The 11,558-nt window shown below is 40.7% G+C and carries 9 protein-coding genes; 2 read left to right on the forward strand and 7 right to left on the reverse strand.

Annotation, left to right across the window (positions count from 1 at the left end; all coding sequences use genetic code 11):
- Positions 1–1,090, reverse strand: a 1,090-nt coding sequence (locus tag L0951_RS05160; RefSeq protein WP_234110012.1) for a M20 family metallopeptidase, incomplete at its 3' end; no start/stop codon positions are given.
- Between the two features lie 502 nt (positions 1,091–1,592).
- On the opposite strand from L0951_RS05160, the gene L0951_RS05165 reads away from it, so the two are divergent.
- Positions 1,593–2,504, forward strand: coding sequence for a hypothetical protein (locus tag L0951_RS05165; RefSeq protein ID WP_234110014.1), 912 nt, complete (start codon positions 1,593–1,595; stop codon positions 2,502–2,504).
- A 309-nt stretch (positions 2,505–2,813) separates the two neighbouring features.
- Here the strand turns inward: L0951_RS05165 and L0951_RS05170 are convergent, their stop codons facing one another.
- The 5 genes from L0951_RS05170 to L0951_RS05190 all read right to left on the reverse strand — a co-directional run bounded on the left by L0951_RS05170 (position 2,814) and on the right by L0951_RS05190 (position 9,942).
- A complete protein-coding gene (locus L0951_RS05170; RefSeq protein ID WP_234110016.1) occupies positions 2,814–3,179 on the reverse strand; it encodes a restriction endonuclease in 366 nt (121 codons plus the stop codon).
- Positions 3,180–3,227: 48 nt separating this feature from the next.
- Positions 3,228–4,739 carry a class I SAM-dependent DNA methyltransferase gene (locus tag L0951_RS05175; protein WP_234110019.1) on the reverse strand — a complete coding sequence of 504 codons (1,512 nt, stop codon included), beginning with the start codon at positions 4,737–4,739 and terminating at the stop codon, positions 3,228–3,230.
- Positions 4,740–5,146: 407 nt separating this feature from the next.
- Positions 5,147–5,605 carry an IS200/IS605 family transposase gene (gene tnpA / locus L0951_RS05180; RefSeq protein ID WP_234110020.1) on the reverse strand — a complete coding sequence of 153 codons (459 nt, stop codon included), beginning with the start codon at positions 5,603–5,605 and terminating at the stop codon, positions 5,147–5,149.
- Positions 5,606–5,797: 192 nt separating this feature from the next.
- Positions 5,798–7,132: a restriction endonuclease subunit S gene (locus L0951_RS05185; RefSeq protein WP_234110022.1), complete on the reverse strand. Its 1,335-nt coding sequence runs from the start codon at positions 7,130–7,132 to the stop codon at positions 5,798–5,800.
- A complete protein-coding gene (locus L0951_RS05190) occupies positions 7,132–9,942 on the reverse strand; it encodes a type I restriction-modification enzyme R subunit C-terminal domain-containing protein (protein WP_234110024.1) in 2,811 nt (936 codons plus the stop codon). The genes L0951_RS05185 and L0951_RS05190 overlap by 1 nt, the downstream gene beginning before the upstream one ends.
- Before the next feature lie 447 nt (positions 9,943–10,389).
- On the opposite strand from L0951_RS05190, the gene L0951_RS05195 reads away from it, so the two are divergent.
- Positions 10,390–11,031, forward strand: coding sequence for a DUF6266 family protein (locus tag L0951_RS05195; protein ID WP_234110026.1), 642 nt, complete (start codon positions 10,390–10,392; stop codon positions 11,029–11,031).
- A 112-nt stretch (positions 11,032–11,143) separates the two neighbouring features.
- Here L0951_RS05195 and L0951_RS05200 read toward each other — a convergent pair whose 3' ends face one another.
- The gene (locus L0951_RS05200) at positions 11,144–11,395 is read right to left on the reverse strand and encodes a helix-turn-helix domain-containing protein (protein ID WP_234110028.1); all 252 of its coding nucleotides are present in this window, start codon (positions 11,393–11,395) and stop codon (positions 11,144–11,146) included.
- Between the last annotated feature and the right edge of the window lie 163 nt (positions 11,396–11,558).

The following is an 11,558-nucleotide window of genomic DNA, read 5'->3' on the forward strand; positions in this document are numbered from 1 at the left end:
GTGCTGATTCGGCTGCCCTTCTTACTGCGTTGACACAATCCGCATCATTTTCATTCGCATAAAAATGCGCTAAAAACTCATGTTCCAATCCCAAATGATGCTTTTTACAGACTTCTGCTGCCAGCCGAATAACGCTTTGCTCCAGTTCCGCCAGTCCTTCATTGGTCCAGCTTCTCAGGGTCAGATGAATTTCCGCATCGCCGGCAGATATGCCATAGTCCCGGCTCCCCATGGTCACGTGCACCGGGGTTACCAGTCTGAAATCAGCGGATTGGGGATGATTATGCTGCAGCGCCTGCAGTCCGCTCAATATTTCAGCGATGGCCAACGAGGGATTCAGTCCATTTTCGGGTTCTGCGGCGTGAGCGGTCTTTCCTGTAATTTTGATGATCACGCTGTTTACTGCTGCGGTAAACGAATGATCCTTCACCACAATTTGCCCTAAAGGATAACCCGGTAAATTGTGCAGTGCATAAACTTCGTCAAATGCCAGGGTTTTAAATCTTTCGTCATTCATTACTGCCTGTGCACCTTGGCCATTTTCTTCGGCGGGCTGAAAGAGCAGATGCACTTTTCCGCTGCTCAGCGGATTTTCAGACAGCCAGGCTCCCACACCGGCCAGCATTGCTGCGTGTCCGTCATGTCCGCACTGATGTCCTTTGCCTTCATGCACGGATTTATAGGCCAGCTCACCTTCCTCCTGAATGGGCAGCCCATCCAATTCTGCTCTGAACAACAAAGATTTCCCCGGTTTTCCCGAATCAAAAGTCACCAACACGCCTGTTCCGCCCACTTCAGTTTCGATGCGGGTATAGGGCAGATCATCAAAAAACGCCACCACCGCCGCAGCGGTTTCCACCTCCTCCCCAGAGATTTCGGGGTGTTGATGGAGGTGTCGGCGTAATTGAATTAATTGGTTTAAAGTGTTTATTTCCATAACTGACAGACACTCCCGGGTCCGGTATTTAATTATTTCATGCATCATCAGCAAACATGCGCTCATGCCGGCAAATGTGTGGCAGGCACCATGTCTGAAGATTGCTTCAGTGCCGCTCAAAGATACGAAATCGTTGATAAAACTGTTTCCCATCCAGCAATACTTTTGATGCACATTCTGCAGCTTTTTGTCATAGGGAAACAAACCGAGATGCTACAAGGCTATGATTTCAACAGACACGTGTATATGATCTAACGGATTTCCAAAGAGAGTCCAAAGTGAGGACACTTCGGACAGCGGTAGGGATGGAATGTTAAGGATATTTTGCCTAGTGGATATGTGCTATATTTAGGCTTTAAGTGGGGACACTTTGTGAAGCTATGGGAATTGCCGTTTACCGGCCCGGAGTGAACACACTTCGTGCAGCGGGTCTAACGGATCCAAAGGGGGTCCGAAGTGAGGACACTTCGGACAGTGGGATAGTCGGGGGACAAACCTTTATTGATGCTTATTTCCTGCAATTTTGTTTCGATGTTAAAAAAGTTACTGATTAACAAAGATAGAAAATGTAATTTTATGCACATATTATTTGTATAATATATGCATGCGGACTTCAAAACCCATTCATGTCAATTATTAATTTAGTAACAAAAAAATGAAAAACAAAACCATTTCAAAGCAAAATATTACGTTCTTAACTTTTTTGATACTGATTTCTGTTCTTTCGTGTAAAAGCAAACAGTTGAGCGAAAACCAAAAAGAGGTAAATTATATTCCATATTACTTGGAGGTTTATAAAGCTGATAGTTTGAGGATTATTGGAAAAAATAAGGAAGCATTTGTGAAATTGGATAGTTTGTTTAAGATCTACAAACCTCTTAACCAAATTTATCTTTACGAAATGTCCAATTATGTTCGCCTTGCTGAATTGGAAAAACGAAAGGAAAACATAAGACCCGTTTTGGAAAATTTAATTAAAGATTGGGGATTAAATAAAGAAAAGATTGAAAAGGATAGTTTGATTGCTTTGGCAGTGCAACGAAACAAGATTAGTGCTGAGGAAATTAAAAATTGGGAAACAGTTTTTCAAAGTAAATTAAATAATGATTATCAGGCGAAGATGGGCGATATAAGAGCCAAAGACCAAGCTGTGAGAAAATCGTATGATGATCCAGATGCAATCAGACTGGTTGATGACAATAACTATGTTGAATTCAGTGGTCTTTTAAACAAATATGGTTATCCAACCTATCAAAAAATTGGTATGCCACTTTCTGTGTTTTTAATGGCTTTTTATCCACATATTGCGAATGCAAGCTCAGATTTTGAAAAAAACAAGAAGTTACTTATGAAATATGTAAAATCTGGAGAAGCAAGTCCGATGCATATTTTTTCATTGATAGATGGAAAATATGTCCATCAGCATAAGGTATTTTTTTTCGGTGATGATGGAATTTGGACCGGTGTTGTTGAAATTCAAAAAGTACCAAAAGATACCATTGAAAACCGAAGAAAGCAATATGGCTTACCATCTTTAGAATATGCAATTTGGAAAAGAAACCAATAACAAACCTATTATTTAACTATGAAATTTAATCTATGACTGTATACATGGAAATCCATCGCATCAGAAATAAAAGACTGCACAGTTTTTCGCTTAGTAAGTACACCCTGCATCAGAGCTACATGGAAATTAAAGTAAATTTCTTTTAGCATTCGTTAGTTATTAGGACAGCTATGTTAAGGCAAAATAAAAGGTAACATAGAAAAAATTGCATTACGATGAACATTCTCTTCCATTATTCTCCTACAAAATAAATAGAATGAAGGGCAAATGTTGTTTTTGCATATCATCTAGTTTGTAATAATAAGATTGTCACAGAGAAATAAGACGTTCAAAATCTATATGTTCTATATGTTCTCGGGAGTCTTCAGCTTCCTTAACTGCAGGTTTCAAGAAAGTACCAGCAGATACAAATATACCTACATCTATGTTACGTTTCAGTGTACCTGCTAACTTCTGAATATCGTCGCTAGAGACCGCATCGTTTTCTCCTGAGCCCAATCCAAACATACACCCTTTGAACCGGGAGGTAATAATCCCGAAATCCTCTCCCCATTTGAATGGAAAAGACTGTTCAGATACATTCAACTGTGCTGATTCGGCTGCCCTTCTTACTGCGTTGACACAATCCGCATCATTTTCATTCGCATAAAAATGCGCTAAAAACTCATGTTCCAATCCCAAATGATGCTTTTTACAGACTTCTGCTGCTAACCGAATAACGCTTTACTCCAGCTCTTTTACGATCTCCCGAAAACTTGCTAAACCAGCTTCAATATTGTCAATAATCTCCAGCGCCAGAACATCCGGATCAGGCAGGTTATCCAAATCTGTTAAGCTTTGGTCTTTCACCCAGAAGATATCCAGACTGGTTTTATCTCTTGCAATAATTTCATCATAACTGTATTTTCTCCAGCGGCCGTCTGGGTTTTCTTCACTCCAGGTTTCCTTGCGTTTGTATCTATTTTCCGGATGGTAACATTGTACAAAGTCTTCTAAATCAGCTTCTGTCAGAGGCTTTTTCTTCAGCGTATGATGAACATTGGTTCGGTAATCATAAAACCAGACTTCTTTTGTCCACGGGTCTTTACTGGCAGGTTTGTTATTGAAGAACAACACATTTGCCTTCACTCCATTGGCATAGAAAATACCGGTTGGCAAGCGCAAAATAGTATGCAGTTCCGTCGTCTTTAATAACTGCTTTCTGATTTCTTCTCCGGCCCCGCCTTCAAACAAAACATTGTCTGGCAAAACCACTGCTGCTTCACCATCAATCTTCATCAGGGATTTAATATGCTGCAGAAAATTCAGCTGTTTGTTGCTGGTGGTTTCCCAGAAATCCTGACGGTTATAACTGATGTCTTCTTTCTCAATCTCGCCGTCTTCGTTCGTAACGGTCATGCCACTTTTCTTGCCAAAAGGAGGATTAGCGAGTACATAATCGTAGGTTTCACTTTCAGCGGCTATTAACGCATCATTTGATTTGACTAAAGGTTCAGTATTTATTTCCCCAATACCGTGTAGGTACAAATTCATCAGACACATTCGGCGGGTGCTGGCAACGATTTCATTGCCGTGAAAAGTACTGTTCTTCAGGAACATCTTTTCATCTTTATCCAGTTTATTGTTTTCTGTAAGCCAGTCGTAAGCGGCCAAAAAGAAACCGCCCGAACCGCAAGCCGGATCAATAACTGTTTTCATCGGCTTCGGCTGTACACAGGCTACCATTGTTCTGATTAATGCTCTCGGTGTAAAGTATTGTCCTGCTCCCGATTTAGTGTCTTCCGCATTCTTTTCCAGCAAGCCTTCGTAGATGGTTCCTTTTACATCAGCTCCCATCATGCTCCAGTCTTCTTTGCCGATCATGGTGATGATGCGCTGCAGGTTAGACGGATCCTGTATTTTGTTCTGACTCTTCACATAGATTTGTCCCAACATTCCTTTTTCCGTACCCAATGAACGCAATGCCTGAATGTAAAACGATTCCAGTTCTGCACCGTTTTTAGAAACCAGGTTCTCCCACGAACAAATTTCTGCACCTGCTATTTCTTTACCTTCAACATCTTTCAGTCGTGGTAATTTTAGGTTTCTGTTGTAAGGTGGTTTATTTAATTCATCCACCATTTTAAGGAACAGCAGATAGGTGATTTGTTCAAGGTAATCTCCATATCCAACTCCATCGTGGCGCATTACATTCGCCAGGTTCCATATTTTTGATACTATTGCTGATTCTGTCATTTTTATTTATTATTTAAAGCTCCGCAGGAGCGATATATGAATAGCCGTGTTTTTTTTAAAATACCCCAAGCTTCGTAGGAGCGAAATATCAATAGCCGTGTTTTTTTAAAATACCCCAAGCTCCGTAGGAGCGAAATATTAATAGCCGTATTTTTTAAAATATCCCAAGCTCCGTAGGAGCGAAATATCAATAGCCGTGTTTTTTTAAAATACCCCAAGCTCCGTAGGAGCGAAATATTAATAGCCGTATTTTTTAAAATATTCCAAGCTCCGTAGGAGCGAAATATCAATAGCCGTATTTTTTAAAATATCCCAAGCTCCATAGGAGCGAAATATCAATAGCCGTATTTTTTAAAATATCCCAAGCTCCGTAGGAGCGAAATATTAATAAATATGATAATTAAAGATTATTCTTCATCAAACAGATATTCATCTTTAAAATCAATTTGATAGGCTTTTAAAAATTCAACATATTCTTCTTTAAAGGTTTTTTTTCTATGATGCTCTTCTTGATTTTTAATATATTCAATTACATTGGGAACAACCGATTGACTTACGGTAAATGCACCAAAACCGGTTTGCCATTCAAAATTGATGTTTGTTAATTTTTTCTCATTGATCCATTTAGATGAATTGGCTTTTATATCGCGAATTAAATCTGATAAATTACAATTGGGTTTGGTACCTATTAATAAATGAATGTGGTTGGGCATTCCATTTACAATCATTAGTTTCTGGTTTTTATTGGAAATAATACCTGAAATGTATTTATATAATTCGTCTTTCCATTTGTCTGAAATGAAATTGTTTCGTCCTTTTACCGCAAAAACAATATGGAAATATAATTGTGTGTAGGTATTTGCCATTGTTATTAGATGCCTTTATTATTAATATGTCGCTCCTACGGAGCTTGATAATGATATCTTATTTTTGCTATTGATATTTCGCCACTATGTGGCTATTGATATTTTGCCACTATGTGGCTATTGATATTCCGCCACTATGTGGCTATTGATATTCCGCCACGCTGTGGCTATTAATATTCCGCTCGTACCGAGCTATTCATATTTCGCCACGCTGTGGCGCGGTTTCTTTTTGCTTGGTTTAGCTTTTATCTCTTTTTGCTCTGCTTTTATCCGCTCCAGCAACACGCTTGCAGGTTCGTAATCTGCAGCAAATTTACATTCTGCCAGTTCCTGTGCGGTTAACAAACTACCTTCAAATGCTTTTTTAAGGATGCTTTGGCGCAAGGCTTCTGCTTTTTCTAAACCTGCTGCGATGTTTTGTTCTATGGAATCACAAACGGATAAACGGGATTCGATTTGTTTGACGATTTCGTTTTGGATTAAAAGGGACGGAAATGGAACTAATGTTTCTTTAATTGCATTCATTCCAACATTTCCTTGTCCAGTATTTCCAGTTTCTGCCGAGAAGAAATCATCTTTAAAATAATCAGTAGAAAAGTAATGCAAATAATACTTTGGATTACAGTCTTCATTAAACCTTATAGCAGCCAAACGCTGATTCAGTAAAAGGTTTTCATTCTTAACTAACGCTGAAAATCCATAATCTCTTTTATTTCTTGTTCCAGTAAGTGATATAACAATGTCATTATCTTTTAAAAGATATTTTCTTATCTTATCATTTATTTGATTAACAAAAACAGGATTGGAATCTAATCTAATTAAATCGGGTCTAATGTTTCCGATTCTAATTACTTGATAAATTCCCTTTTCTACGAAATCAGGACTTTTGAATGCAAAACCACCAATCGCTTCAGAAATATTGATTAATTTCTGTTCTCTTTTCTCCCCCTCAAAAGCCTTTTTCAAAACCGCTTGCCTGTAAATTTTTAATTGCTGTTGTGCTTTTTTTAAATCTGCAACACCGGCATCTAAACTGCTAAATAAACTTTCTAATTTTTTAACAATGGCTCGTTGTTCGGGAAGAGGTGGTAAAGGAAATCTAACTTTAGAAAAGTTTGTTTTATTAACAAGAGAAACAGTAACCGCTGTACTTAATTCTTCTAACTGATTTCTAAAGTTACTTGATTGTGCCTTGTAATAAATATATTTAGGATAGACGAACTTATTAGGCTTTAAAGCATTTATTTGCTGGTTAAATGCAACTTCAAATTTCGAGTTCATTGCGACCCTACCCAAGTTGCCAATACAGGTAATTAATACGGAATGTTTAGGTAAAATTCTTGCAACTTTAGCTCCTTCTTCTGTTAAAAATTCTGATGCATCTTCTACCTCTTTATTATTAATTTCTGGTGGTTTTATAAAGGGGATATTCCCTCCATATAGTAATGGATTTGCTTTTGATGGAGTATTTCCAGTTACCACGTCAAAAACATCTCCAATTTCACATTCTATCCAATCTTCCCTCATTATGCAGCTAAAACTTCATTTAATTCATTAATAATACTATCCATTTCATTACCAAACAATTGGTACATCTTTCCTCTGCCGCCTTTGCTGTCAAACGGGTTATAATCTAAATCGTCCAGCTCAATATGGTAAGAACTTACGATGTGGTCCTTGATCATCCGCAGCCATTCCATCTGCTCGTTACTAAAGCGGTTGTGCTGTCCGGCATTTTGGGCAAATATCCAGTGCTTAAAATTTTCGTCAATGGTTTTATCAAATGGCTTCAGTTCTTCATCGATGCCACACACTTTTCTGATCAGAGAAACCAATGCTGTGAGTTCATCTTTCGGGCAATCGCTTTTCACTTCTTCTAACCCCGCATAGGCATTCCAGATGTTCGCCGGAGCCAACAGCGGTTTTTCCAGTTTCAGTTTGTCCATTACTTCTTTGATCATTTTAAAAGTAATGTTGCGGCGATTGTAAGGCTGGTCGTAAAAAATACTCAGTGCCTGGATCTCGTCTTTATGGGCTTTCAGGTATTCGCTGAAATCATTGATCAAAGCCTTGGCTTTGTCCACCGATTCGTTGTCCCATTCTGCTTTGGTTACTTCATCCAGATTGATATGGTCGATAATCTGGTCATGCTGTTTGCGCACATTATCGATATGGTCGTTCAGTTTGCCATTAAATGTTAATGAGGCCGTCTTCAGCAACACTTCCTGCGCTTCGGCTCTGGCTTCTTCTTCTTTGGCAGGCGTACGTTCATTCACCGGGATTTTCGCGATAATGGCTTTTGTTTTATCGGCAATGACATCCGCATCGAAAGCTTCAATCAGTTCGCGGGTCATCTGTTTTAAACTTTTGCCTTTTGCCAGTTCCTGAATTTTCTCTTTTTCGGGGTCGGTCAGCTGTTTTTCCAGACGGATCAATCGGTTTGCCAAAGAAAGATACACATCTTCTTCCTGCACGCCCATGGTTACGGCCTGCAACAAATCTTTTAACGGAATGGTTGGGGCACGTTCCAGCGGACGGCTGTCGGTCTTTTTTGATTTGGTGGCACCTACAGCATCTACAATCACGAAATGGGTTTTCGCATCGGCAGTTTTGGTCACCAGTTTTAATTTATCGGCGGAAATGGTACGCGTACCACGTCCTTTCATCTGCTCAAAATAATTGATGCTTCTCACATCCCGCATAAAGAGCAATACCTCCAAAGGTTTTACATCGGTGCCGGTCGCAATCATATCTACGGTAACCGCAATGCGTGGGTAATAGTCGTTCCTGAAACGGTTCAGAACCGATTTAGGATCTTCATCAATCTTATAGGTTACCTTTTTACAGAAATCATTGCCTTCATCAAACACTTCTCTGATGATGTTGATGATGTCATCGGCGTGGCTGTCGGTTTTGGCAAACACCAACGTCTTAGGCACTTCATATTCCCCGTTTTCATCAAAACGCCTGGGGAAAATGTCCTTTCTCAGCGCTTCTTTATAAGCCGTCATTATGGTTCTGATTTGGCTGGTGTTGACTACCTTTTTATCCAGATCATTTCTGGCATATTCCGTGTCTTCATCTTCCTGCTGCCAGCGTTTGGCTCTCGACAGTTTATCTCTTCTGTCCACAAACCAGCCTTTTTCGATCAAACCACCATTTGTGGAAATATCGGTTTCAATTAAATATACATCGTAAGGAACATTCACCCCATCAATGACTGATTGCTCATAGGTATATTCACTTACTACATTTTGATTAAAGAAACCAAAAGTTCTTTTATCAGGCGTTGCAGTTAAGCCGACCAGAAAAGCATCGAAATAATCCAACACCTGCTTCCAGAGGTTGTAAATGGAGCGGTGGCATTCGTCGATAATAATAAAATCAAACTGCTCAATAGGAACTTTTGGATTATAAGCTACCGGAATGGCATCTTTTTTTGCCAGTTGTTTTTCTATCCAGGAAGAGTTTTCATTGGGATTGACCACATCTTCCTCTTCATCCATTTCTTCGCCCTGCAAAATAGAATACATCCGCTGAATGGTAGAAATACAGACCTGACTTTCGTCGGCAATATAACTCGAAGTCAATCGCTGCACATTGTACAGCTCGGTAAATTTGCGGTTATCATCCTGTGGTTGATAGGCTCTGAATTCCTGCTCGGCCTGTTCACCTAAGTTTTTGGTATCGACTAAAAATAAAACACGTTTAGCCTTTGCAAATTTCAATAAGCGGTAAATAAAAGTAGCTGCAGTAAAGGTTTTACCTGCACCCGTTGCCATCTGTATCAGGGCTTTTGGCCGGTTGCCTTTAAACGATTTTTCTAAATTATTGATTGCAATGATCTGTGCCGGACGCAAATTTGTTTCATCCAATACAGGATAATCTAAAAACCTTCCTCTTAAACTCTTTTCTCTTTTTGACCATTCCAACAAAGTTTCCGGCTTATGAAAACTGAAAATATTTCTGCCGCGGGGTTTTGGGTCGGTATAATCGGTAAAGCGGGTAACAACGCCCGTACTTTCATAAATATATTTTAATCCATCCGTGTTTTTGAAAAACTTTAATCCTGCCGAAGCATATTCCTTTGACTGCTCTTCCACCACGGTAAGCCGATGTCCCTCATCTTCCTTTTTGGCTTCGATTAAACCCAATGGTTTCTGATTTACGAATAACACATAATCTGCAGGACCAACACTTGTCTGGTATTCCCGCACCGCAATACCCAATCCCACACTGAAATCAATATTATTCTTTGACTGCACGTGCCAGCCAGCCTGTTGCAGCATCGCATCGATCTGATCACGGGATTTCTGTTCGGGATTCTGATTCGGCATAGGCTTCAGTTGATGAGGTAAATATAATTAATGCAGACCAATGAACAAAATGAAGCAGAGGAAAAAACGATTCTTGCGTCCTCAGTTATGGTTGGTTCTGCTGGCGTGCGCTGTCTTTTTCAAAAATAGCAAATAGGGAGTTTCCAAAAAAATGGAAAACCGTACCCCCCCTCCCCCCCTCTCCCACTTCCTTCAGTCGGCCATTCTTCGGGGCGGCTTCGGAAAAAACACCGATATAGCGAACCCCTCCCGAACCCTTACCGAACTGTTCCCGAACAAAAGGAAAACGGGCGGATCTACTGTGCGGAAAACCGGGTGGTCAAAAAAGGACAAAAACGGACATTTCAGGTCAGAATAAGTCATCTCCGGTCACGTTTCCGAAAATGCTTGTGTATTGAAAATCAACATATTAAATTTGGCCTGTATAACCATTAAAAATAAGAAATTATGGGAGAAATCAAGAAAGGAATCCTTGGAGGATTCAGAGGTACAGTAGGTACCGTAGTTGGCAGCACGTACAGAGGTAAAAGCATTATCCGCAGCCGCCCCACCGCAAGCCATAAACCGCCCACGGAAGAGCAGCTGCTGCAGCGGAAGAAGTTCCGTCTGGTGATTAAATTCCTCAACCCGCTGCAGGGCATTCAGTCTCAGCTGTTCGGGTCCAGGGCAGGAGTGAAATCCAGAGTCAACCTGGCAGTTTCCTACACGCTGCGCGAAGCGGTAAAGGTGGTAAACGGGGAGCCGGAACTGCTCTTCAACAAGGTACTGATTACCAAAGGGGAACTGTCCGGATTTAAAAATCCGCAGGTTACGCTGCAGGCCGGTGGCGTGGTGACCTGCTCCTGGGAAGATAACTCGGGACAGGCTACTGCCGCAGAGGATGACGTGTTCGGGTCTGCCATTTACTGCCCGGAGCTGAATGAGTTTGTGCTCACGGACGGCATTGCCATGCGGGCAGAACTCACCGCAGAGCAAGTAGTGCCGGACAGTTTCACCGGTAAACAGGTACAGGTGTATCTGTGGTTCCGGAACGCGGCAGGAAAGATTGCCTGCACTTCTCTGTACATGGGAGAAATGATGATCCTTTAGGGGAATCACCTCCCGCTGTTCATCAAAAAAGAGACTGCATCCACGGATTCAGTCTCTTTGTCTTTTACAGGATACCTTTTCCACCGGAAAAGTCATTCCTGCATTGCACATGCTACCGCCGTTTTCGAAGTACTTTTTTCAGAAAGGTCTTGGGGTAATAGTATTTACCGCCCAACACAAAAAAGTGCAACTGGCCGCTTTTTCTGTATCTGTAGAGGGTCTTGTCGCTAATGTTCAGGAGCATCTTGATGTCTGCACTGTCATAAAATCCTTTGTCTTCAGACTGCATTTTTTCAGTCATCGCTTTAATGGCGTCTATCAACTTCTGCAGCGCAACACCCTCTCCAAACTGTTCAGCTTCCATAGGCAATTGCCGGTCTGCCTCCGGTCTTCTGGCATTTTTTGAGCCCGCATCAATACTGCATGCGGGAATTGCAGTGAAGATTTTTGCCGTGCGTGCCCAGAAAATGTATGTCCGTTAAAAAAGTTAAAATAGGATCAAGATGCATACTTTTCACTCTTTTTTC

This window comes from Chryseobacterium sp. R2A-55 (assembly GCF_021401085.1).
In the GTDB taxonomy this organism is placed as follows: domain Bacteria; phylum Bacteroidota; class Bacteroidia; order Flavobacteriales; family Weeksellaceae; genus Kaistella.

What these genes read in the sequence shown, in the direction of transcription:
- L0951_RS05185 (WP_234110022.1), bottom strand. Translation starts at nt 7,132, where the DNA reads ATGAGGGAAGATTGGATAGAATGTGAAATTGGAGATGTTTTTGACGTG.
- L0951_RS05165 (WP_234110014.1), top strand. Translation starts at nt 1,593, where the DNA reads ATGAAAAACAAAACCATTTCAAAGCAAAATATTACGTTCTTAACTTTT.
- L0951_RS05190 (WP_234110024.1), bottom strand. Translation starts at nt 9,942, where the DNA reads ATGCCGAATCAGAATCCCGAACAGAAATCCCGTGATCAGATCGATGCG.
- tnpA (WP_234110020.1), bottom strand. Translation starts at nt 5,605, where the DNA reads ATGGCAAATACCTACACACAATTATATTTCCATATTGTTTTTGCGGTA.
- L0951_RS05200 (WP_234110028.1), bottom strand. Translation starts at nt 11,395, where the DNA reads ATGGAAGCTGAACAGTTTGGAGAGGGTGTTGCGCTGCAGAAGTTGATA.
- L0951_RS05175 (WP_234110019.1), bottom strand. Translation starts at nt 4,739, where the DNA reads ATGACAGAATCAGCAATAGTATCAAAAATATGGAACCTGGCGAATGTA.
- L0951_RS05195 (WP_234110026.1), top strand. Translation starts at nt 10,390, where the DNA reads ATGGGAGAAATCAAGAAAGGAATCCTTGGAGGATTCAGAGGTACAGTA.